The 22,094-nt window shown below is 27.0% G+C and carries 24 protein-coding genes; 15 read left to right on the forward strand and 9 right to left on the reverse strand.

Annotated features, from left to right (window positions below; genetic code table 11):
- Nucleotides 1-340: 340 nt before the first annotated feature.
- The 4 genes from ACRCZX_RS05235 to ACRCZX_RS05250 are packed head-to-tail and all read left to right on the forward strand — an operon-like array spanning nucleotide 341 to nucleotide 3,169.
- Nucleotides 341-799, forward strand: coding sequence for a tRNA (cytidine(34)-2'-O)-methyltransferase (locus ACRCZX_RS05235; RefSeq protein ID WP_438581879.1), 459 nt, complete (start codon nucleotides 341-343; stop codon nucleotides 797-799).
- Nucleotides 800-803: 4 nt separating this feature from the next.
- Nucleotides 804-1,286, forward strand: a complete 483-nt coding sequence (locus ACRCZX_RS05240) for a dihydrofolate reductase (protein WP_438581880.1) — start codon at nucleotides 804-806, stop codon at nucleotides 1,284-1,286.
- Between the two features lie 60 nt (nucleotides 1,287-1,346).
- Nucleotides 1,347-2,579: an OmpP1/FadL family transporter gene (locus tag ACRCZX_RS05245; RefSeq protein WP_438581881.1), complete on the forward strand. Its 1,233-nt coding sequence runs from the start codon at nucleotides 1,347-1,349 to the stop codon at nucleotides 2,577-2,579.
- Nucleotides 2,580-2,593: 14 nt separating this feature from the next.
- The gene (locus ACRCZX_RS05250; RefSeq protein ID WP_438581882.1) at nucleotides 2,594-3,169 is read left to right on the forward strand and encodes a TetR/AcrR family transcriptional regulator; all 576 of its coding nucleotides are present in this window, start codon (nucleotides 2,594-2,596) and stop codon (nucleotides 3,167-3,169) included.
- 27 nt (nucleotides 3,170-3,196) lie between these two features.
- Here ACRCZX_RS05250 and ACRCZX_RS05255 read toward each other — a convergent pair whose 3' ends face one another.
- The 4 genes from ACRCZX_RS05255 to ACRCZX_RS05270 form a co-directional block, all read right to left on the reverse strand.
- Entirely contained in the window at nucleotides 3,197-3,889 is a 693-nt protein-coding gene (locus tag ACRCZX_RS05255; RefSeq protein WP_438581883.1) for a hypothetical protein, read from the reverse strand.
- A 114-nt stretch (nucleotides 3,890-4,003) separates the two neighbouring features.
- Nucleotides 4,004-6,520, reverse strand: coding sequence for a single-stranded-DNA-specific exonuclease RecJ (gene recJ / locus ACRCZX_RS05260; protein WP_438581884.1), 2,517 nt, complete (start codon nucleotides 6,518-6,520; stop codon nucleotides 4,004-4,006).
- A gap of 25 nt (nucleotides 6,521-6,545) precedes the next feature.
- Nucleotides 6,546-6,710, reverse strand: a complete 165-nt coding sequence (locus ACRCZX_RS05265; protein ID WP_438581885.1) for a hypothetical protein — start codon at nucleotides 6,708-6,710, stop codon at nucleotides 6,546-6,548.
- Nucleotides 6,711-7,456: 746 nt separating this feature from the next.
- Nucleotides 7,457-9,121 carry a tetratricopeptide repeat protein gene (locus ACRCZX_RS05270; RefSeq protein WP_438581886.1) on the reverse strand — a complete coding sequence of 555 codons (1,665 nt, stop codon included), beginning with the start codon at nucleotides 9,119-9,121 and terminating at the stop codon, nucleotides 7,457-7,459.
- A 143-nt stretch (nucleotides 9,122-9,264) separates the two neighbouring features.
- Here ACRCZX_RS05270 and mutL point away from each other — a divergent pair, with 143 nt between their 5' ends.
- From mutL to lysS, 6 genes are read left to right on the forward strand one after another with little or no spacing between them, the layout of a single operon-like run.
- Nucleotides 9,265-11,121 carry a DNA mismatch repair endonuclease MutL gene (mutL, locus tag ACRCZX_RS05275; RefSeq protein ID WP_438581887.1) on the forward strand — a complete coding sequence of 619 codons (1,857 nt, stop codon included), beginning with the start codon at nucleotides 9,265-9,267 and terminating at the stop codon, nucleotides 11,119-11,121.
- On the forward strand, nucleotides 11,118-11,585 hold the full coding sequence (rlmH, locus tag ACRCZX_RS05280) for a 23S rRNA (pseudouridine(1915)-N(3))-methyltransferase RlmH (protein WP_438581888.1): 468 nt from the start codon (nucleotides 11,118-11,120) through the stop codon (nucleotides 11,583-11,585). The genes mutL and rlmH overlap by 4 nt, the downstream gene beginning before the upstream one ends.
- Nucleotides 11,586-11,635: 50 nt before the next feature.
- Nucleotides 11,636-11,980 carry a hypothetical protein gene (locus ACRCZX_RS05285; protein WP_438581889.1) on the forward strand — a complete coding sequence of 115 codons (345 nt, stop codon included), beginning with the start codon at nucleotides 11,636-11,638 and terminating at the stop codon, nucleotides 11,978-11,980.
- Complete coding sequence (locus ACRCZX_RS05290) at nucleotides 11,980-12,348, forward strand: DUF1934 family protein (protein WP_438581890.1); 369 nt, start codon at nucleotides 11,980-11,982, stop codon at nucleotides 12,346-12,348. The genes ACRCZX_RS05285 and ACRCZX_RS05290 overlap by 1 nt, the downstream gene beginning before the upstream one ends.
- Before the next feature lie 51 nt (nucleotides 12,349-12,399).
- Entirely contained in the window at nucleotides 12,400-13,809 is a 1,410-nt protein-coding gene (locus ACRCZX_RS05295) for a tetratricopeptide repeat protein (RefSeq protein ID WP_438581891.1), read from the forward strand.
- Nucleotides 13,810-13,829: 20 nt separating this feature from the next.
- Nucleotides 13,830-15,308 (forward strand): lysine--tRNA ligase, encoded by a 1,479-nt coding sequence (lysS, locus tag ACRCZX_RS05300; RefSeq protein ID WP_438581892.1) that lies wholly within the window; start codon nucleotides 13,830-13,832, stop codon nucleotides 15,306-15,308.
- Nucleotides 15,309-15,668: 360 nt separating this feature from the next.
- Here the strand turns inward: lysS and ACRCZX_RS05305 are convergent, their stop codons facing one another.
- The 5 genes from ACRCZX_RS05305 to ACRCZX_RS05325 all read right to left on the reverse strand — a co-directional run bounded on the left by ACRCZX_RS05305 (nucleotide 15,669) and on the right by ACRCZX_RS05325 (nucleotide 17,589).
- Nucleotides 15,669-15,914 (reverse strand): hypothetical protein, encoded by a 246-nt coding sequence (locus ACRCZX_RS05305; protein ID WP_438581893.1) that lies wholly within the window; start codon nucleotides 15,912-15,914, stop codon nucleotides 15,669-15,671.
- 71 nt (nucleotides 15,915-15,985) lie between these two features.
- Nucleotides 15,986-16,321, reverse strand: coding sequence for an STAS-like domain-containing protein (locus tag ACRCZX_RS05310; RefSeq protein WP_438581894.1), 336 nt, complete (start codon nucleotides 16,319-16,321; stop codon nucleotides 15,986-15,988).
- Nucleotides 16,322-16,334: 13 nt separating this feature from the next.
- Nucleotides 16,335-16,829, reverse strand: coding sequence for a toxin-antitoxin system YwqK family antitoxin (locus ACRCZX_RS05315; RefSeq protein WP_438581895.1), 495 nt, complete (start codon nucleotides 16,827-16,829; stop codon nucleotides 16,335-16,337).
- Between the two features lie 8 nt (nucleotides 16,830-16,837).
- A complete protein-coding gene (locus tag ACRCZX_RS05320; protein WP_438581896.1) occupies nucleotides 16,838-17,254 on the reverse strand; it encodes a SoxR reducing system RseC family protein in 417 nt (138 codons plus the stop codon).
- Nucleotides 17,255-17,376: 122 nt separating this feature from the next.
- Complete coding sequence (locus ACRCZX_RS05325; protein WP_438581897.1) at nucleotides 17,377-17,589, reverse strand: hypothetical protein; 213 nt, start codon at nucleotides 17,587-17,589, stop codon at nucleotides 17,377-17,379.
- Between the two features lie 165 nt (nucleotides 17,590-17,754).
- Here ACRCZX_RS05325 and ACRCZX_RS05330 point away from each other — a divergent pair, with 165 nt between their 5' ends.
- Genes ACRCZX_RS05330 through trmB form a run of 5 tightly spaced genes read left to right on the forward strand, consistent with a single transcriptional unit; the run spans nucleotide 17,755 to nucleotide 22,091 of the window.
- Complete coding sequence (locus ACRCZX_RS05330; protein WP_438581898.1) at nucleotides 17,755-18,549, forward strand: TIGR00282 family metallophosphoesterase; 795 nt, start codon at nucleotides 17,755-17,757, stop codon at nucleotides 18,547-18,549.
- Between the two features lie 10 nt (nucleotides 18,550-18,559).
- Nucleotides 18,560-19,489: a 50S ribosomal protein L11 methyltransferase gene (prmA, locus tag ACRCZX_RS05335; RefSeq protein ID WP_438581899.1), complete on the forward strand. Its 930-nt coding sequence runs from the start codon at nucleotides 18,560-18,562 to the stop codon at nucleotides 19,487-19,489.
- 9 nt (nucleotides 19,490-19,498) lie between these two features.
- Nucleotides 19,499-20,161, forward strand: a complete 663-nt coding sequence (cmk, locus tag ACRCZX_RS05340; protein WP_438581900.1) for a (d)CMP kinase — start codon at nucleotides 19,499-19,501, stop codon at nucleotides 20,159-20,161.
- Between the two features lie 2 nt (nucleotides 20,162-20,163).
- Nucleotides 20,164-21,393, forward strand: coding sequence for a 3-deoxy-D-manno-octulosonic acid transferase (locus ACRCZX_RS05345; RefSeq protein ID WP_438581901.1), 1,230 nt, complete (start codon nucleotides 20,164-20,166; stop codon nucleotides 21,391-21,393).
- Nucleotides 21,390-22,091, forward strand: coding sequence for a tRNA (guanosine(46)-N7)-methyltransferase TrmB (gene trmB / locus ACRCZX_RS05350; RefSeq protein WP_438581902.1), 702 nt, complete (start codon nucleotides 21,390-21,392; stop codon nucleotides 22,089-22,091). Before ACRCZX_RS05345 ends, trmB begins: the two co-directional genes overlap by 4 nt.
- The last annotated feature ends 3 nt before the right edge of the window (nucleotides 22,092-22,094 follow it).

The following is a 22,094-nucleotide window of genomic DNA, read 5'->3' on the forward strand; positions in this document are numbered from 1 at the left end:
ACTCTTCATTCAAATATATTTTTAAGTCCTTAGACTTTCTTTACACCTTTTAACCATCTAAATGGTTTTACCATTACTGGTATTTTGTTGTTTACACAACTTCTGACTATTTTCTCTATTCGGTTGCTAATGTCCTTAATATTATTCTTATTTTTAGTTACGACAGTTCGTCGCTTACAGAAATAATAGTACCACAACTTTTAAACTTCGTCAATAAGTTTTTTTTATTTTTTCAAAATTTTTTTTTAAAGAATATTTTGTCAATATGTTTTTGTGTTATAAATATTTTTATGTTAAAATTATTTATATTTTTAAAATAATATTTTTAGGAGGATTTTTTATGAACATAGTCTTAATGGAACCTGAAATTCCATACAACACTGGTAATATCGGAAGAAGTTGCGTTCTCACTAATACAACATTACATTTAATAAAACCTTTAGGTTTTTCTTTAGATGAAAAACAAATAAAAAGATCTGGTCTTGATTATTGGGAATTAATCGATTTAAAAATTTGGGAAAACTACGAAGAATTAAGAGCAGCTTATCCTGAATCTAACTTCTTTTTTGCTACAACAAAAACAACTCAAAAATATTCTGATGTAAAATACAAATCAAATGATTTCATTGTTTTCGGACCAGAGTCAAGAGGAATTCCTGCAAATATTAGAGAAGAAAACGTAGACACATGCATAACTATTCCAATGATTAAAATGGGTAGATCTTTAAATCTTTCTAATTCTGCTGCAATTGTTCTTTATGAAGCTTTAAGACAAAATGATTTTGATTTAGGAGAATAATAATATGCTTTCTCTTATTGTTGCAATGGATGATAATCATCTTATTGGATCGAACAATCAGATTCCTTGGGATTTTCCCGAAGATTTAAATCTTTTTAAAAGTATCACTTCAAACAATATTGTAATAATGGGTAGAAAAACTTTTGAATCTATTGGGAAACCTCTTCCTAATAGATTCAATATAGTTTTAACAAAAAAACCAAACTTCTTACACGAAGGTATTCATGTTTTCAACTGTACGAATAAAGCTATTAAAAAAGCGTCTTTGCTACAAGCTCAATTTAATAAAAAAATATTTATTATTGGTGGAAGCGCTCTCTACCAACACTTTCTACCTTTTGTTGATGAATTACATATATCTCATATTAAAGGTAATTATATCGGAGATACTTATTTCCCAGAAATTAATTTAAAGCAGTTTAATATTGTTAAAGAATTGAAATATAATGGTTTTACTTATATAAAATACGTAAGAAAACACTTGTAATTTTTAAACGTGTGTGTTATATTACACTAGTAATAGTTAATTACTAGGGAGGATATATCTATGCACAAATTTAAAATATTACTTTTAACTTTAATCGCTGGTTTAAACGTTTCTACTATGGGAGCATCCATCGATCACATTCAAAATTACTCAGCTGAGTATGGTGGGAACCCTGCACAGCAAGGAGCTATAAATATTGGATCAACAGTTTACTTTAACCCTGCTGGTCTTATGAGGCTAGAAAACGGAACTTACATGGTCGGGGGACTTCAGTATGCTTTCGGCGACCAAAATATGAATGAAGACGGAAATGATTTTTCAACTGACTTATCATCTCCAATTCCAAATTTTGCACTTTATAAAAAAACAGATGACGGAGCATACTTCTGGACTATGGGTGGAATAGGTGGGGGAGCATCTCTTGCATATAAAAAAAGCATTCCTTTAGCTTTGGGGCCTTTTGATGCAAATAAGTTTTTAAAAAACACTCAAGTTAAAGGTTCTAATGTTTATGTTCAAACAACTCTAGGTAAAGCATATAATTTAAATGACAAATGGTCTGCATCAGTTGCTTTAAGAGGAGTTTACGGTAAAAGAACTATGAATGCAAAGACAACTCTTAACTTTGCTAACGCTAAAGAAATATCTATTGATGCCGAAAGAGAGGCTTTTGGAATTGGTTCTCAACTTGGTTTAAATTATACTCCTAACAACAAATTAAATGTCGGTTTCAGATATGATAGTAAAATTAAATTAGATTTCAAAACTAATTCAACTACAAATGGAAACGATAATCCTTCTGGAGAATTTATCGAAGGTGTTTTATTAAAAAAATACCCTGTATATAGAGATGGTATAAAAACAAGAAGAGATTTGCCTACATTAGCTGCTCTTGGAGCATCATACAAAGTAACCGATCAATGGACAACCTTTATCGGTGGAAATTATTACTTTAATGAATCTGCTACTATGGATAGAGTTGAAGGTATGAATGTAGATTACGATAACGGTTGGGAAGTTTCTTTAGGTTCTGAGTATTGGATTAATAAGAAGTTTGCTTGGCTTGTTGGATTTAATTATGCAGATACAGGAGCACCTGATAAGAGTTTTGCTGCAACAGAATACGCTCTAGATTCAACTATGGTTGGAACTGGATTCAAATACAAACCAAATGATTCAACAGAGTGGACAGTTGCATTTAACCACTATTTCTATGATTCTAGAACTGTTGAAAATATAAAATACGAAAAAGAAATATCTAGTATAGGTGTTAACTTCGTAAAGAAATTCTAATTTCAGGAGGATAAATGCCAAAAAAAGCAATTTTTAAAAAAGAACAAATACACAATAAAGCTTTCGAGATGTTTGAGAAATACGGTTTAGATGAAATCACAGCTAGAAATTTAGCTAAAGCCTTAAACTGCTCTCCAGCACCTATATATAGCTGTTATTCATCTATGGATGAACTTAAAACAGAGCTAATAGAGGAAGCTAAAAAAATATTTTTACAATATGTCATGGAACCTGAAACAGATATGGTTTTTCTAAATAGTGGTATTGGACTTTGTAGGTTTGCTAAAGATGAAAAACAACTTTTTAAATCTATTTTTCTTAGAGATAACTCTTATGCAAATTTATTAAAAAAATTTAGAGATGTAATGAGAGTTGAAATGGAAAAAGATGAAAGATTCAACAACTTGCCTATAGAATTCAAATATGATTTATTTTTAGATTGTTGGCTTATTGGACATGGTCTAGCTACTCTAATTGCTACCGATTACTTTGAAAATCCAACCAATGAATTTATCAAAGATAAATTACTAAACACTGGTGCTGTTTTACTTTATAAAAAACTTGATGATTTCAAATCAAGTATTAAATAATCGTAAAAAAAGAGACAACTTTATATTCTAAGTTGTCTCTTTTTCAATCGAAATATCTTTTTCTATCTTTATAGAATATTTTGATGCAAAACTAAATAGAATTGTAGTTATGGATGTTATAAAAACATATATAAAAATTACATATGGAAAACTACTTTGATTTAAATACATCATTAATGTCACAACTATTCCAAATATCAAATCTACAAAGCCATCAAATACAAGTATCCTTTTTACCATTACCAGTGTTTTATTCTGTAAAATTCCTTCGTTGTTATATATTGTCATTACAATATGATTTATTCCTCTAAATGTTAAAAAAGTGCCTATATAAAACATCACCAAATACCCTCGAAGTTCTATTTTAGAAGCTACTACTTTTTCAACTACCAAACTAACTTCTTCTATTAATTCTTGCTCTATTTCCAAGATTTTATTCGACAATAAAACCCAACCTGAAAAAACTTCAAACAACCCCCAAAAAAAGATTTCGCCCCAATGAAATTCTCTCTCTCCTATTCCAGAAAAAGAATATATTAAATTACCAATTCCAGTTAATAAAAATAAGAAACCTAAAATTTTAATAATATTATCTAAAAAAATTCCATTCCCAAGTATAACAATAGCTGTATAAAGCAAAAAAAATATTCCGACAATCATATGATAAAACCATTGTTCTTTTAATGAAATTCTTATTTTTGCAGTCAATTCTTTATACATAACTTCACCACCATTTCGAGTTATAAAAAAATATCTTTGTATAGTATTTATACTGTTTTTTTATTTTTTTCCTCTTTAGGCTTTAATTACTTAGTATATCTACAATATCAATCTTTAGAAAATGATATTTATATCCTCTGTCGCAAAATATTGCACTCCTAATTTTATCTCTTTAATAGCTTCAATTTTATCTTTTAATGGTAACTTAAAACTAAATATTTTATCTAAATATTCCATTTCCTTTTCTTCTACAATTTTTATATTTTTCAAAACACTAAAATCATCTTGAATATATTCATACCCTGGACATTCCATTTTTTTTGTCGTTATAATTAAATTATACTCTTTCAATTCTTTTATATTGTTCCCAATATATATGTAATAATCGTAACCTTCTTCTTTTTTTTCTACATCTTTTGCTACAAACGTTTTTTTATTCATAAGAGCATAGTAATGCTGTATAGTTTTTATGATAGTTTTTACTCCTCTTTTATTACCACAATTAACTATTACGTTTTTTTTATCTTTAAATATTGCTTTTAAGACTTTTTTTTGTAAAGAATTGTAATCTAATTCTCCTATCAATGATGATTTTATATCTTTAAAAATAGCTCCAGGTTCTATAGATAAGGTTTTAAAAGAATCATCTTTATCTATCAATACATGTACATTGAAATTCTCATCTTTCTTCACTATATTCGTTATACTAATTTTAAAATTATACCCATAGTATTCTTTCATTTTTTTCAATAATATTTTTGTTTGATTATCCAAAAACCCTATGCTATTTCTTCCAATGTTTATTGATACATCATCAGATAAAAAACTTATATTTAATTTTTCATTATCAATATCTCTTCTTGTATAAAAAATTGATTTGATTGGAAATTTTATACTGCACAAAGCTTCAAACTCACTATAATTGTTAATTGTTTTTTTTGAAGGCTTTATATCTTCTATAAATATTTTATATTGATACTTATCTTTATAAGTTTCCATCTTTAATTTAAATGCGACATCAATATTTTTATTCTCTAAAATTATGTCAAGCATGTCTTCACTATTAAACCATACACAATTTTTTATTTCTACTCCATCTTTTATTAAATCCATCATTAAATGATTTTTTTCTTTTCCTATCGCTCTAAAATTCAAATATTTACAATTTTTTATAGAAAATAACGGTGATGCATTCCCAAATCCATATGGTTCTAACAATGATAACTTATCCATTAAATCAAAAGATATTTTTATCATTGAAAGTTCACAATCTATTTTAATTGGTTTTTTAGTATCTTCAATACTCAAATTTTCAAAAGCATATTTATTTATTCTTTCTGAAAACTCTTCAATATTTTGAATTGGAATCGAAAATCCTGCTGCACCAGCATGACCACCATATTTTACAAACAGATCTTTCATAGAGTTTAACCCTTCTATCAAATTAAAAGATTCTATACTTCTACATGAAGCTGTTGCAATTCCTTCTTTTGGTTTTACTTCCATAATTATCGTAGGCTTATAATATCTATCTAGAATTTTAGACGCCACTATTCCAATTACACCATGATGAAAATTTTCTTCAGCTACAACTATAACACTATTTTCATCCAACTTATTTTCTTCTACTTTTTGAATTGCTTTTTTAAGTATTTCTTCTTGAATAACTTTTCTTTCACTATTTTTATTGATTAAATCATAAATTAAATTATCACAAACAACATGAGAGTCATTTACAAATAATTCTACTGCTGTTTTAGCATCTTCCAATCTTCCTGCAGCATTAAATATAGGAGCTATTATAAATCCAACATCATAAGTATCAAATTTTTTATCAATTGGATTCTCATACAATCTTTTCATCAACATATTCAAACCTTTCCATTTACTACTTTTCAAAAGCTCTAATCCTCTTTTTACCAAAAGTCTATTTTCGCCTTTCAAAGGAACAATATCAGCTATTGTTCCAATTGCAACTATATCCAAATATTTATATATATCATTTTTTTTGTTTTCTTTTTTAAACAAAGCCAAAAGTAACATAAAAGCTGTCCCTACTCCTGCAAAATATCTATACTCACTTTTATTGTCTTTTCTTTTAGGATTTATGACAGCATATGCTTCAGGTAAAATATTATTTATTTCATGATGATCTGTTATTATAATATTTATTCCTAAACTATTACAATGGTCTACTTCAGCTATAGAGGAAATTCCACAATCAACTGTTATTATTAAATTTCCACCTTCTTTTTTTATATAGCTCAAAGCTTCTTTATTAAGTCCATAACCTTCATCTCTTAACGGAATATAGTATTTCACTTCTAAGCCTAGCTCTTTTAAAGCTAAATAACACAGTGATGTGGATGTAATTCCATCTACATCATAATCTCCATATATCCAAACTGTTTCTTTTTTTTCTTTTGCTTCTATTATTCTTTGAACAGCTTTATCAACATCTGCTAAATCACTTGGATTCATCAAATTTTCTAAAGTTCCATTTATAAAAAAATCCACTTCTTCTTTCGACTCTACTCCTCTATTATAAAGAATTTGCTCTATGTCTTTGTCTATATATCTATTTTCACTTTTAAATTCTTCTGATTTGAATAACCATTTAGTATTTCTCATTCGCTTTTCTCCTTTATTCTATAGCTTAATTGTATATTGCACTATAAAAAGCATATGTATAAACAATCTCTTCTATTTCTTTTTGTAATTTCTCATCTAATATTGTTTCAAGATTTAAATCTCCATCTAATTCAAAATTTAAAGTTTTAAAAAACTCTTCTCCATATATATATTCTATTAAAGTTTTCAAAACTATCCCATTGTGTTTATTATAGCAATAGGTAAGGCTTTGAAATCATCTCCACCTTTTCCCCTGCTCCACACCGTGCATGCGACTTTCACCGCACACGGCGCTCCATCATAATTTCAAATTAAAACAATCTTAAAATTATTGACTCGGGGCTATCCGTCCACCACTTATTATCATGGTTTCATTCGTACTGTGCCCCTACTCTCACAAGACTAAAGAAATTTCGTCAAATTTCAACTTATATTCACCAACCCTCTAACTAGGTCTTTGTTGTGTCTTGCTTTCCACGTTCCATACTTTCTATCGTTAAATCTACTTAGGTAGTTTCTATAACCCTGTAAGCTACATACTGCCTTTAACAGTATAGCGAGTTTCATAATTTATATTTTTACTGATCGCCACTTACACCACAATTTTGTGGTTACAACATTTCTACTGTATAAAAATTTAGAGCCGTACATTCAAAACTTTGTCAGCACATGCGTGCATTCTTACCATATAGATTGACTCCCGATCTATCATTATCTCGACCACCTCTGGTTCGCATTTCCTCAGCTTAACTGTTAGGGATAACTCTCAACCGACTTTACCGAGCTTTATACGGTTAAGTTTAGTTAGAACTTAATCGCATATCGGAGTATCAGAGGAAGCATTTCAGGGCGTTACTCCTTCATTCTACTTCTCGAAAATATAGTTCTATGTTAATTCACTTCTCTAAGCTACTTTTAACATGTCGTAACTTTTAATTACGAAACGTGTCGCACATAAATCTCTTTTAATCTTTCAATACCTTCTTCTAAATTCTTTTCTGGATTATAGTATTGTTCTTCTCTTCCTTTTATCAACTCTTTTGGTATTCCCATCAATCCTATTTTTCCAAACTTTATATTTTCTTTATCAAAACCACTTTCTGTATATATGACTGTATATATCAAAGATTGAGGAAGAATAGTTTTTTTTCTAGCTTTTTCAACTTCACTTCTATAATACTTTGGATATAAATAGTGCAATAAATTTCTATATCTATAGAAATCCTTTTTAAACTTATCCATTTTAATAAAAGCTTCTTTATAAAATTTACTTTTTATATAGCTATCCATTATTGTTATCTTATCTTGAACAGATTCTATATCCAAATCGAAGGTTGTACTTTGAACAGCCAATTCTAAAAGTTCAGGTTTTTTAAACTCACCAATTTGATTTAATGCATTTTTTAAAACCTCTTCTTTATAACCATTTTCAACTTTATAATCCTCTAGTGAAGAAGTATAATTTCTAACCACATAATTACTCGAAAAAAATATATTGTAATCAGCCAATTCCCAAGGGTTATTTATTTTTTTATTTAATTTATTGTACACCATATAATATAATCCCATTTTATGATTTTGAGGATACATTTCTTTAAACTCATTGTAGTTCTCTATAAATCTCTTTTTATTTTTTAGTTTTATATATATATCTATATTTAAACTCTTCATATTCTCATCTTGATTTTTGATTTTTTCTATTATATCTCGAGCTTTTTTATAATCTTCTAATTGATAATAAATCCTAGCAATTCTAAATAAAGATCTATCTTTAACTCTTAAATCTTTTATGCTTTTGTAATTATATATAGCTCTTGAAAAATCTTTACTTTGCTCAAAAGCTACTCCTCTTAAAAATATTATCTGCTCTGATTTTGCATCATTTGTTATTTCAATCACTCTTCTATTTCCACCTATTTTTAGAAGGCTACGAATGTACACTAATTTTAATTTAAAATCTATTTTTTCATAATTATTTAACTTATCTATTATCTGAACTACTTCAGAATAACTTCTTTTTTCATAAAAATAATTAATTATTTTTAATTGTTCACTTTCTGAAATTTTATCAATAAGATTTATTGCATTATCATATTTTATAGAATATATATAATCATATTTTATATCTAATTCTCTTAAAATTTGAAGAGCTTTTTTTTCATGAACTTCTAAGACTGGATCATAATAATCTAAAATTAATCTTTCAAAATATTCCAATGCTTTTTCTTTTTCATCTTTTTCCATATATATTTCTCCAATAAAAAAATCTCTTCTGTATTGAAAAAAATTAGTTTTTTTTAACTCTTGCTTTAAATAACTAGCTGGAATATAAACAGCTCTTGAAAACCATAAAAGTGCATCATCTAATCTTCCCATATCCATATAATTTTTAGCAATATAATATTTTGCGTAGTTGCTTGTTAATGGGTATGAATATATGAAATTTTTCTGGTAAATATCATAAAAAAATAAACTTTTTTTATAATCTTTATTTTCATTTGCCACTATACCTTTATTTAAAAATATATAATCATCAACATTATAAGAAAAGCTCCTAATTACAAGGGTTGTTGACAATATAACTACCTGTAAAAACTTCATTTTCAGCTCCTATAAATCGTTTATATTTTTATTATATCATATATTTTTTAGTATAAAATTTATATTTTCAAAAAAAAAAGTTGAAATTATTTCAAATCTGTATAATAATAAATAATGTTATAATTTTTCGGGGCGGTGATATTTTGGGACTTATTAAAATTTTAGATGAATCTCTTTCTAATATGATTGCTGCTGGAGAAGTGGTTGAAAACCCTTCTAGTTTGATAAAAGAGCTTTTAGAAAATTCTCTTGATGCAAATAGCAAATATATTCGAATAGATGTTAAAAAGGGTGGAAAAGATGTAAAATTTATTGATGATGGTAAAGGAATGTCACGAGAAGACTTACTTCTTTGTATCGAGAGACATGCTACTAGTAAAATCTCCTCTAAAAATGACCTTTTTAATCTTAGTACATATGGTTTCAGAGGGGAAGCTCTCTCTTCTATATCAGCTGTTTCTAAACTGACTATCTCTACAAAAAGAAAAGAAGATAATATCGGCCATTCAATCAATGTGTCTGCTGGAAAAATAACAAATCTAAAAGAAATTCAAAAAAGTCAAGGTACAGAAATAGATATTAAAGATCTCTTCTTTAATACACCTGCTAGATTAAAGTTTCTAAGAAAAGATTCAACTGAAAACGTTAAAATTAAAGAGATTGTATTGCATGAGGCTCTTGCTAATCCAGAAGTTTCTATTGTTCTTAGCATCGATGGTAAAGAAAATCTTAGGACAAGTGGAAAAGGTATCGAAAATACTTTAATTGAGCTTTTTGGAATCTCTATTCTAAAAAATTTAAAAAAAGTTGAATTTGGTTATGTTGGAAATATATCTATAACTCGATCGACTAAAGATTATATTTTCACTTTTGTTAATAACAGACCTGTTAAAGCTAAAATTATTGAAGAAGCTCTTGTTGATGGTTATTATACTCATTTGATGAAGGGTAAATATCCTTTTGCTATAGTCAATTTGAAAGTAGATCCGAAATCTATTGACGTTAATGTACACCCTTCAAAAAAAATCATAAAGTTTTCTGATGAAAAAAAAATTTACGATGAAGTTTTTTCAATTACAGATTCTGCTTTAAATTTCAATAAAGACTTTACTAATCCTACTTTCGAAATAAAAAAAGAGGATATTAAATTTGAAGATTTTAACATTGAAGATATAAAAAAATTAAAAAATCAAAAAAAAGATTTTGAAATTTTTGATTTTAATGATATAAAAAGAGTGGTAGAAATAAAAGCAGAAATTCAAACTTCTTTAGAAAGTAATAACAATTCATCTTTGCCTCAAAATATAATTTCTACAGATATTTTCCAGAATAACAATCTAGAAGTATCAAGAACATCAAAAAAAAAATTGATCGAAGAGATGAAAAATGAAGTTGACATTACTTTTGAAAAAAAATCTATAAATAAAGACTTTCCCAAAAATATGAAGATCATCGGTCAATTCTCTAATTCCTTTATATTAGTTGAAGAGGACAATGAGCTTATTGTGTATGATCAACATATTGTTCACGAAAGAATTCTTTATGAAAAACTTAAAAACGAATATCAACAACATAAAATTGCATCTCAAACTTTACTCGTACCTATTAAAGTTTCTTTAACACTAAAACAAATCGAATTACTTAAAGATAAAATACATTTTTTTGAAGACTTTGGATTTGAAATTGACCAATTTAATGATTTGGATTTTTTAATTAGGTCTGTTCCTGTTTTAGAGACTAAAGATTCTTTTGAAAATATTTTTTTTGAAATTCTCATTGGATTAAATAAAGTTAATTCTAAAAATGAGGTCATTGAAAATATGATTATTTCTACGGCTTGTAGAGGAGCTATAAAAGCTAATGAAAAATTAAACATTCCAGAAATGGAAAAACTCATATCTCAGCTTCATAAAATAGGACGTTTTACTTGCCCACACGGCAGACCAATAACTTTTAAAATAAGTTTATTAGATATGCAGAAAGGATTTAAAAGAAAATGAATATTAATATTATTTGTATTGGAAAAATCAAAGATAAATACATTCTTGATGGAATACAAGAGTTTACTAAAAGACTTCAAGCATTTGGAAAATTAAAAGTTTTTGAATTAAAAGAAGATGGTAATGATTCAAATAGAAATATTTCTATTGAGAAAGAATCTAAAGCTATTTTAGAGACACTTGAAAAAAATAAAGGTTTTAAAATACTTTTAGATATTAGTGGGAAAAATTTTTCTTCTGAAGAAATGGCTACACACATTGAGAAAATATGTGTAAATGGTGATAGCACAATCAATTTTATAATTGGTGGATCATATGGTGTTTCAGATGAAATAAGACGAATTTCAGATTTAAGACTGAGCTTCTCTAAAATGACTTTTCCACATCAGTTAATGAGACTGATATTAATCGAACAAATATATAGATGGTTTAGTATAATTAAAAATACCAAATATCACAAGTAGTTTTTAATTATATTTTTATATTTTATTTTTTAATTTATTAGGAGGAAACAATGTATTCACAAGGAGAAACTTTTTATCACAAATTGGATGACGAGGAGTTTAAAATAACAGTTTTAGAAACTCTTATAATAAGAGATAAAGAATATCTTATTACAGAGGATTCTGACGGAACAAACTATATATTTTTGTGTGATGAAGATGAGGATTATTTAACACTCATTGATGACACTAATGAAGTTAATGCTGTTTTAGACTTTTGGAAGGAAGAGTACTTAGGTGCTGATAGTAGCATTGGCGATTGGGATGATGATGAATATTATGATCGTGAAGATTCTTTTGATCATGATTATTATGATGATTTGGGATATGACGATGATGATAAGGAATATTATTAATGGCTAAAATTATAATTAATAGTATTGATTCTTTTGGAGAAAAAATCTCGCAAAAAATGATCGCAAAAAAAGAAATTCAAAATGATATTTCTATTTTCTCTTATGATAATAAATATGGAAAAGGTGAGATAAGGATTTCACTTCATTCTACTCAAATTTTAAGATTTGGTGAAATCGAAAGTAATCTTACTATAAACCCTAAAATAAAAACAAATTTTTTATATAACACTTCTTATTTTAACAGAAATTTTACAGTTTCTTGTAAAAAGTATTCTTATTCTGAAAATAAGTTGACAACTACCTATGTTATATATGATAATAATATAGAAATAAACGAATTAGATATTGAGATAATTGAAATACCATAAAAACTAAAATAGAGCAATATCTTTGCTCTATTTTTTATTAAAGGAGGGGTAATGAAAAAAATAATTTTAATTTCTTCAACAACTTTAGTACTTTTTAGCTGTAATAACCTTCAAACACAAATACCTATTCAAAAACCAGTTGTTGTTTCTAGTATTAGCAATCCAATTTTACAACAGGATAATTTTTTCTTAAACGAATCTGGAGTAAGCTATTTGTATGATCTTATTAAAAGAGATATCTCTTCTAATTCTATTAGAAGTTATTTACCATCACAAATAGTATCTCCTATGGAAGTTTACGCTGGTGAAACTTTAGTTATTAATAATATTAATGCTGACAGAGTTAAAATTATTTCCTCTCCAATAAAAAATGATTATACTTTCTCTATAATTAGCAACATTTTAAACTTCAATAGTTTATATGAAGGCGAATATATTGCTGAAATTTATAATGGCTTCACATACATAGGCAATGTTAAAATAAAAAATAAATTGAAATATAATTTTACTGAGAAAGATAATTATGATATAATTCTAAACGGCTACAATAATAAAAATTTAGATTTGTTAGTTAAAAGTTCTCAACTATATCTCGCTGCATTCCCTACGAATAGCAAGCAAAAAGATGTTGCGTTTATGGTTTTAGAAATTAGTTCTAAAAATAACAACCAACTTTTAATTAACAAAGAAATTAGATATTTAAAAGAAAATTTCTCTCTTAATGAAAACGAGAAAATAAAACTTCTTAGTTTTGAAGATAAAAGTCCATCTGGGAACTTTATTATTAATAACTATTATTTAGATTATAATCGAAATAATTTAAAATTAAATACTGAAATAATGAGAACTGTTAAAGCTAAAAATAATGCTTCATTAGATGAGTTACAATTTTTAGAAAAATTCTATAGTGACTCTCAGAGTTCAGAACTAGCTCTACTAATTGGAAACTTATATATAAAGAGTGGAGATAATGAAAAAGGAAATTACTACTTAAGTTTAAATGATTCTTCTTTAAAAGTAACTCCTAGTACTTCAACTTTAACAACCCCAGATTTAGAAGTAACTAAACCTACTTTAATAGATAATATTCCTGAAAAAGTTTCAACTTCTGATTCTTCTGAGAATATATCAAATGGTATAGAAGCTCTTAATCGTAAAAGTTATAATGAAGCTTTAATATTCTTTAATAAAGCTGAAAATACTTCTACAAAAATTTCTGAACTTAGCTTTTATCGTGGTAAAACACATTTCTTAATGAATAATTTTGATAAAGCATTCACCGAGTTTCAAAAAGTTTCTAATCCAGATGAAAATACATCTGAACTTTACTATTACTTAGGTGTTATATATCATAAAAAAAGTGAAGTTGAAAAAGCTAAAGATTATCTAAGAAAATCTAGAGAAAATAGCCCTAGCAGTACTTGGGGCAGAAAAAGTAGCATATATTTATTGAAACTATAAATTTAAAAGGGAGAAAAACTATGGAAAAATACTTTGATAGAGTTGGAAAAGAACGTCTTGTAATGGAGCAATGGGATAAAGTAAGAGAAATTGAAGCTTTAGGAGTTTACCCGTTTGGAAAAAAATATGATAAAGTTCATATGATTGGAGATCTTTTAGCATCTTCTCCAGAAGCAGAAACTATTTTTAAAACAGCTGCAAGAATAATGGGATTCAGAGAGCAAGGTAAAGCTGTTTTTGCTCATATTGAAGACCAAACTGGAAGAATACAAGTTTACATTAGACAAGATCAAATAGGTGAAGAGTCTTTTGAAATAGTTAAAAAATTAGGAGCTGGAGACATAATTGGTGTTGAAGGTCACTTATTTACAACTCAAAAAGGTGAAATAACTTTAAGAGTTTCTAAGGTTGAGTTACTTTCTAAAAATGTTAGAGCACTTCCTGAGAAATTCCACGGTCTTACTGACGTTGAAACTAGATATAGAAAAAGATATGTAGACCTTATTATGAATAGAGACGTTAAAGAAACTTTCGTAAAAAGAGTTAAAATTATAAACGGAATCAGAGAATTCTTAAATGTTAAAGGGTTTTTAGAAGTTGAAACTCCTATGATGCACCCTATCGTTGGTGGAGCTGCTGCAAGACCATTTATAACTCATCATAATGCTCTTGATATGGAATTATATTTAAGAATTGCTCCTGAGCTTTACTTAAAAAGATTAGTAATTGGTGGTTTTGATAAAGTTTATGAAATAAATAGAAACTTTAGAAATGAAGGAATGTCAACTAGACATAATCCTGAATTTACAATGATGGAATTATACCAAGCGTATGCTGACTATAATGATATGATGGACTTAACAGAAAATCTATTTCAATATCTAGCAACTGAAGTTTTAGGAACTACTACTATAGAATACAATGGTAAAGAAATCAATCTTGAAAAATTCAATAGAATTCATATGGTTGATATGATAAAAGACATAACTGGTGCTGACTTCTGGCAAGTTTTATCTCTTGAAGAAGCTAAAGTTTTAGCTAAAGAAAATGGTGTTCATGTTGCTGATCATATGACTACGGTTGGGCATATTATCAATGAATTCTTTGAGCAAAAATGTGAAGAGCATATTGTTCAACCTACATTTATCTTCGGTCATCCAGTTGAAATCTCTCCTTTAGCTAAAAGAAATTCTGAAGATGGAAGATTTACTGATAGATTTGAGTTATTTATCGATGCTAGAGAGTACGCTAATGCATTCTCTGAGCTAAATGACCCAGCTGATCAAAGAGGAAGATTAGAAGCTCAAGTTGAAGAAGCTTTATTAGGAAATGACGAAGCTACTGCTGTTATCGATGATGATTATATCGAAGCTTTAGAGTATGCTTTACCTCCTACTGGTGGATTAGGTATTGGTATTGATAGAGCTATAATGCTTCTAACTGGCGCTCCATCAATTAGAGATGTTATTTTCTTCCCTCAAATGAAGAAAAAAGATTAATTAGTTAAATATATAAAAGGTGTTCTTTTTAGAGCATCTTTTTTTATGATTTTTTACTGTTTTAACCGCTCATAAAAATAGATATATAGTTATAAAAAAATTACTCTGAAATAAAAAAAGCCCTCCTGGGGAGGAGGGCTTTTTTTATAACACGGGGGAGTGTTAAAAAATAAAAAAGATTAAAATAGATTTTTGGGGGGTATATAGATCTATTCAATCAAATTTGGTCTCACAATAAGTATATAATAAGAACACTTTTCTGTCAAGAATTTTTTTAGAACATTATATTATTTTAAAATGTTCTATTTTGAACTTTTCATTATAAAAAAAAGAGCAAGTTAAATTGCCCTTTAAAATCTACTATTGAACTAATTCTTTTTTTATTACTGCCAAAGCATACTGATGTGCATCTACTGTTGCACTTGCATATGCGAATTTTGTTTCTCCTTCAAATAAACAGTTTAATAAAATTTGTTGCTGCTCATCTATATTCATCATTAACCTTTCTATAGTTAATTTACCTTCTTTAAACTCTTCTAGTAGTGCATAATAAATTGAATCAAACGTACTGCTATATATTTCATTTTCTACTTCTTCAAAAAACATAATTTCACACCCTTTTTAGTATAGTTTATTCACTTTCTCATGTTAACATTTTTTATTAAAATTGTCAACAATTATCCTATATATGCAATCTCAAAATTTTGATGTATACCTACGTACTTTGATTTCAAATCTTTATAGTTTTCTTTTAAATAGATCATCTGACCAAATAATCCTTCTGATGCATTTTTTATTGTTAATTTATTTTTCAACTCATTTCCGTATTCATTCCATAAATTAGTGAAAAGAACAAATAAGAATACTAATGTGGTTGCTTGTATTCCTGTAAAATCCAATGTGATTTCTTCTTCTTTTTTTAAAACTTCTTTTATTCTATCAAAAAAACTTTTTGCTTTTTCTGGATTTATTAACATTGAACTTTTAAAATATTTTTTTAATTTTATTTTCATTTTTATTTTCTCCTTAGTTAGTTTGGTCAAAATGATCTATATCTATTGTATAGTCTCTTTTTCCTACTAATTTTCCATTTGAATTATAATAGTTCCAAATTCCTATAGCTTGACCATTTTTAAATTTACCTATTATATGTGGTTTACCATTTTCATGATATAATTTAAATAAACCATTATCTTTACCTTTTGAGTAGTATGTCTGAAATGTTTTATATCCTTTTTGATTATACAAAACATACTTTCCATTTAATTCTCCGTTTTGCCAATTTTCAATTGCTTTTATTTTACCATTTTTATAAAAAGATAACCATTTTCCTTCGGGCACACCATTTTTATAAAATTCTCTATCCTTTTCAAAAGTTACCATTCCTGTAAAAGGTTTCTTGCTATTTTTAACGAAAATTTTACCATTTTTATTTGAAATTTTTGAATAATCTATTTGTGAATATTTTCCAAATAAAAATTGAGCTAATATAAAAAAAGTTAGTAATATTCTTTTTAACATTTTTAAATTCACCTACTATTTTTTTCTACCTCTATAATATTTATAAATTTTTCTATTTTATTTTTTATAATAATTTTATCATAAATAAATACTCCTAAGAAAGCTAACACTAAACTTCCAAAACTCATTAATATTCTTTTTCCTTCAGTTAGATTTAATTTTTCCCCTAAGAAATATCCAAGAATCATAAAAATTAATGGTGCTATATAAACTATAAATGCTGCTTTAAAAATCTTATTATCTTCCATCTCAAATTTTATAATATCTCCAACTTTTATATTACTATCTTCACATACAAAAACTAAAGTATTTGATATTTTAGAGCTATCACTACAATTATTACAATGTGAACAAGAACTCTCTTTATATATTGAAACTGTTAGCTTATTTCCATTTTTTCCCTTTACTAAACCACTACTTTTCATTTCGTGCTCCTTATTCAAATGATTATACTCAAATTATAACATATTTTTTTCTATTATTTAAAATATTTTTTAAATAAAAAAAAGACAAAGTTTTTCGTCTTTGTCTTCTTAAATTTTATATATTATAATTTGTCGTGTAAAGTTCCACCAACAGTACATTTACAACCCAATCCTACCTCAACACATCTGCTTGGATCTATATAAACTACGTCCCAACCATCATCTTCTCCATCACCATATCCAATTTCACCTACGAACATTAGCTCAAGACCTTTTTCTTTTAACTCTTCTTCTGTTTGTCCTATTTTTTTTAAAAATTCATCTTTAGTTAACATGTGCGTCACTCCTAATTTTTTAATTATTCAAACAAATAATACACCATTTTTGTGTAGTTGTCAACTCACAATTTCTTTTTTTAAAAACTATTTTTTAAGTTTTAATTTCTAGTAAAAAATGTTATAATATTTTTTGATAATATAAATATAGAAATGAGGTAATTAATGAAAGTTTTAGTTATAGGTGACGTTGTTGGAAATCCTGGTAGAACAACTTTAAAAGCATATCTTGATAAATATAAAAGTAACTATGATTTTATAATAGTTAATGGAGAAAATGCAGCTGCAGGATTTGGAATCACTGGTAAGCTTTGTGATGAAATTTTAGATTGGGGAGTTAATGTTGTAACAAGTGGTAATCATATCTGGGATAAAAAAGAAGTCTATGATTATTTAGATAGAACTAATAGACTTCTTCGTCCATACAATTATCCTAAAGGAGTTCCAGGAAATGGTTATTCTATTTTAAAGGATAAACAAGGAAATAAAATAGCTGTTGTATCTCTTCAAGGGAGAGTATTTATGCCTCCTATTGATTGTCCATTTACAACTTCTAATGCTCTTATAGAGGAAATCAGAAAAGAATGTAAGCATATCATTATTGATTTCCATGCTGAAGCTACATCAGAAAAATTAGCTTTAGCTAATTTTTTAGATGGAAAAGTTTCAGTTGTTTATGGTACACATACACATGTTCAAACTGCTGATAACAAAATTCTTTTAGAAGGAACAGGTTATATTAGTGATGTTGGAATGACTGGTTCTGATAATGGTATTATCGGAATGACTAAAGAGTCGATTATTCCCAAATTTTTAACTGCTTTACCACAAAAATTTGAAATCGCTGAAGGGAAAGAAAGAATTAACGGATTAGACATTGAGCTAGATGATGAAACTGGTGAATGTGTAAAAATTGAAAGAATCAACCTTTCTCTTTTTGAGTTAGGAATATTTAATTAGGAAGGTTTTTATGAAAGTTATAGAGATAAAAATTATATTTGACAGTGATTTTATTGAGGATACTCAAAAAGAAATTTGTAATCTTTTTTATGGATTTGGAGCTACTGGTTTAAAAATTGATGAGCCATTAAAAACAAAAAATCCATTAGACTTTTACAAAGATGAAAAGCAATTCTTGATGGTTAATCATGCAGTTTCTGCATACTTCCCTATGAATAGTTATTCTCAAAGAAGAAATGATTTGATTAAAAATGCTATCGAAGAGAAATTTAACAATCGAGATGATGTTGTTTTTAGTATTGATTTCTATGAATATGAAGAAGAAGATTATCAAAATGGGTGGAAAAAATATTTATATCCAGAAAAAGTTAGTGAAAAGTTTGTTGTAAAACCAACTTGGAGAGAATATGAAGCTGAAGAAAATGAATTAGTTATTGAACTAGATCCAGGTAGAGCTTTTGGTACTGGTTCTCACCCTACTACATCTCTTTGTCTTAAAATTATGGAAGAGAATATAAAACCTAATAATTCTGTTATAGATGTAGGTACTGGCTCAGGAATATTAATGATTGCTGCTGAAAAATTAGGAGCTACAGATATTTATGGAACTGATATTGATGAACTTGCAGTTGAAGCTACAAAAGAAAATTTAGAATTAAATAAGATTTCTCCTGAAACCGCTAAAGTATTCTTAGGAGATTTAATCTCAATTGTTAAAGATAAGAAATTTGATGTTGTTGTTGCTAATATATTAGCTGATGTTATTCTTCTTCTATTAAGAGATATCTTTAAAGTTGTTAAAAAAGACGGATTAATTATCTTCTCAGGTATTATTGAAGATAAATTACCTGAAATTATTAAGCAAGTCGAAGAAAAAGGGCTTGAAATACTAGAAATAAAAAAAGATAAAGAGTGGAGAGCACTTCTTATTAAAGCCTAGGAGGATTTTATGGAAAATTATATTATTGCCTTAGATGGACCTGCTGGTAGTGGTAAAAGTACTATCGCTAAAGTTATTGCTAAAAACTTTGGATTAACATATCTTGATACTGGAGCTATGTACCGTATGGTTGCTCTTTATATGCTTCAAAATAATATCAATTTTTTTGATGAAAATGCTGTCGAAAGTGTTTTAGATAATATCACTGTTGATATTATTGATGAGAAGTTTATTTTAAATAATGAAGATGTTTCTATAGAAATAAGAACTCCTGAAGTTACTAAAATAGTTTCTGCTGTTTCTGCTATTAAAGCTGTTAGAATTAAACTAGTAGATTTACAAAGATATATTAGTAAAGGTAAAAAAGTTATTTTAGATGGAAGAGATATTGGAACTGTTGTTTTTCCAAATGCTGACTTAAAAGTTTTCTTAATTGCATCAGCTGAAGAAAGAGCTAAAAGAAGAGTTAAAGATTATTTATCTAGAGGTATTATTGAAGAGTTTGAAACAGTTTTAAAAGACATTCTAGAAAGAGACAATACAGATTCTACTAGAAAAGAAAGTCCTTTAAAAAAAGCTGAAGATGCTGTTGAAGTAGATACAAGTTTTATGAATATAGAAGAAAGTATAAAGGCTATATCTGATTTAATACAAAATAAAATCGGAGTATAAAAATGATTTACAATTTACTTAGAGTAATTTTTTATCCTTTTTTATTTCTTTTTTTATTATTTAAATCACAAAAAAGAAAATTTATCTTTAATAGATTATTTCAAAACTTATCTATTTTAAAAAGGAACGAAAAATACATATGGCTTCATTGTTCTTCTGTAGGAGAAGTTAATCTTTCAGATGCTTTAATAAAAAAAATAAAAAAAAATTTCAATGATTATATTTTAATTACAGTTTTTACTGAAACTGGTTATGAAATAGCTTTGAATAAATATTCAAAAGATGATAGAATATCTATATTGAGATTTCCTTTAGACGATTTTTTTGTACTAAAAATGATTTTCAAACGAATAAATGTTTCTAAAGTTATTTTAATAGAAACTGAAATTTGGCCAAACTTAATAACTTTAGCTAGCAAAGTAGCTAAAGTTTATATTGTTAACGGTCGAATATCTATGAAAAGTTTTCCTAAATATAAAAAAATAATTTTTCTTTTAAAATCTATTTTTTCTAAAATCGATGGATTTTTTATGCAATCTGAAGAAGATAAAAATCGAATTATACAACTAGGAGCAAATTCAAATAAAGTTTTTGTTACTGGGAATTTAAAGTTTGACATTTCCTTTGAAGAATTCTCAAAAAAAGAGATGTTAAATTTAAAATATTTAATTAAAGCTGATTCAAAAAAAATATTTGTTGCTGGAAGTACTAGAGAAGGTGAAGATTCTATTCTTATTGATATTTCAAAAGAACTAAAAAACACTCTTTTTATCCTTGTTCCTAGACACTTAGAAAGAATTCCAGATATTGAAATATTATTGGATAATTCAAATTTAAAATATACAAAATTATCCAACTTAGAGAACCATTCTAATTCTGATAATTTTGAAGTTTTAATAGTTGATAAAATGGGAGTTCTTAGAAAGTTTTATGCTATTGCTGATATTGTTTTTGTTGGTGGAACTCTTGTTAATATAGGTGGTCATAGTTTACTTGAACCTCTTTTCTATGGCAAAACACCTATTTTTGGACCTTATTTGCAAAATGTTAAAGATATCTCTAAAGATATTCTAACTCTGCGTATTGGTCATAAAATTAATAATAAAGATGAATTTTTAAATGCTATTAACCTTTTAGAAACAAACCCTGTTTCTGAAAATAAAATAAAAGAATTTTTCAAAAGTAATCAAAATGCTGCTGAAAAAACGATTAAATTTATGGAGGAAGAATGAAAGAAAGATTAGAAGACACTCTTTGGAAACACTTCTTTACTAATCCTAGAATTAATTATAACCCCTATATGGTTAAATTAGTTGAATATCCTAATCATATTATTTATAATAGTGAGATTATGGATTCTTACAGAGAAAATTGGAACCAAAAAGCTTTTGGTAATAATAACCCTGTATATCTTGAAATAGGATCAGGAAGTGGTAATTTTGCTATTGGTATGGCAGCTAAATACCCTGAGAGAAACCACTTAGCTCTTGAAATAAGATTCAAAAGATTAGTTTTATCAGCTACTAAAGCTGTTAAAAGAGATCTTAATAATGTTGTTTTTTTAAGAAGACGTGGTGAAGATATCACAAAATTTATTGGTGAATCAGAAATTGAAGGACTTTATATTAATTTCCCAGATCCATGGGAAGGAAATGAAAAAAATAGAATACTTCAACCTAGACTATTTCAACTTTTAGATGTTATAATGAAAGTCAATGGTACTTTATTCTTTAAAACTGATCATGATCAATATTATGCTGATGTTTTAGAATTTGCTAAAGATTTAACTAATTATGAAGTTGTATATCATACAGCTGATTTACATAATAGCCCTAAGGTTAATGATAATATAAGAACAGAATTTGAAGATTTATTTATATGTAAACACAATAAAAATATTAACTATATTGAAATAAAGAAAATCAAATAAAGA

Source organism: Cetobacterium sp., from assembly GCF_051658645.1.
Lineage (GTDB): Bacteria > Fusobacteriota > Fusobacteriia > Fusobacteriales > Fusobacteriaceae > Cetobacterium_A.

Excerpts from the sequence above, each read along its gene's own strand:
- ACRCZX_RS05235 (WP_438581879.1), top strand. The coding sequence starts at position 341 with ATGAACATAGTCTTAATGGAACCTGAAATTCCATACAACACTGGTAAT.
- ACRCZX_RS05240 (WP_438581880.1), top strand. The coding sequence starts at position 804 with ATGCTTTCTCTTATTGTTGCAATGGATGATAATCATCTTATTGGATCG.
- ACRCZX_RS05245 (WP_438581881.1), top strand. The coding sequence starts at position 1,347 with ATGCACAAATTTAAAATATTACTTTTAACTTTAATCGCTGGTTTAAAC.
- ACRCZX_RS05250 (WP_438581882.1), top strand. The coding sequence starts at position 2,594 with ATGCCAAAAAAAGCAATTTTTAAAAAAGAACAAATACACAATAAAGCT.
- ACRCZX_RS05255 (WP_438581883.1), bottom strand. The coding sequence starts at position 3,889 with ATGTATAAAGAATTGACTGCAAAAATAAGAATTTCATTAAAAGAACAA.
- recJ (WP_438581884.1), bottom strand. The coding sequence starts at position 6,520 with ATGAGAAATACTAAATGGTTATTCAAATCAGAAGAATTTAAAAGTGAA.
- ACRCZX_RS05270 (WP_438581886.1), bottom strand. The coding sequence starts at position 9,121 with ATGAAGTTTTTACAGGTAGTTATATTGTCAACAACCCTTGTAATTAGG.
- rlmH (WP_438581888.1), top strand. The coding sequence starts at position 11,118 with ATGAATATTAATATTATTTGTATTGGAAAAATCAAAGATAAATACATT.
- ACRCZX_RS05285 (WP_438581889.1), top strand. The coding sequence starts at position 11,636 with ATGTATTCACAAGGAGAAACTTTTTATCACAAATTGGATGACGAGGAG.
- ACRCZX_RS05290 (WP_438581890.1), top strand. The coding sequence starts at position 11,980 with ATGGCTAAAATTATAATTAATAGTATTGATTCTTTTGGAGAAAAAATC.
- ACRCZX_RS05295 (WP_438581891.1), top strand. The coding sequence starts at position 12,400 with ATGAAAAAAATAATTTTAATTTCTTCAACAACTTTAGTACTTTTTAGC.
- lysS (WP_438581892.1), top strand. The coding sequence starts at position 13,830 with ATGGAAAAATACTTTGATAGAGTTGGAAAAGAACGTCTTGTAATGGAG.
- ACRCZX_RS05305 (WP_438581893.1), bottom strand. The coding sequence starts at position 15,914 with ATGTTTTTTGAAGAAGTAGAAAATGAAATATATAGCAGTACGTTTGAT.
- ACRCZX_RS05310 (WP_438581894.1), bottom strand. The coding sequence starts at position 16,321 with ATGAAAATAAAATTAAAAAAATATTTTAAAAGTTCAATGTTAATAAAT.
- ACRCZX_RS05315 (WP_438581895.1), bottom strand. The coding sequence starts at position 16,829 with ATGTTAAAAAGAATATTACTAACTTTTTTTATATTAGCTCAATTTTTA.
- ACRCZX_RS05320 (WP_438581896.1), bottom strand. The coding sequence starts at position 17,254 with ATGAAAAGTAGTGGTTTAGTAAAGGGAAAAAATGGAAATAAGCTAACA.
- ACRCZX_RS05325 (WP_438581897.1), bottom strand. The coding sequence starts at position 17,589 with ATGTTAACTAAAGATGAATTTTTAAAAAAAATAGGACAAACAGAAGAA.
- ACRCZX_RS05330 (WP_438581898.1), top strand. The coding sequence starts at position 17,755 with ATGAAAGTTTTAGTTATAGGTGACGTTGTTGGAAATCCTGGTAGAACA.
- prmA (WP_438581899.1), top strand. The coding sequence starts at position 18,560 with ATGAAAGTTATAGAGATAAAAATTATATTTGACAGTGATTTTATTGAG.
- cmk (WP_438581900.1), top strand. The coding sequence starts at position 19,499 with ATGGAAAATTATATTATTGCCTTAGATGGACCTGCTGGTAGTGGTAAA.
- ACRCZX_RS05345 (WP_438581901.1), top strand. The coding sequence starts at position 20,164 with ATGATTTACAATTTACTTAGAGTAATTTTTTATCCTTTTTTATTTCTT.
- trmB (WP_438581902.1), top strand. The coding sequence starts at position 21,390 with ATGAAAGAAAGATTAGAAGACACTCTTTGGAAACACTTCTTTACTAAT.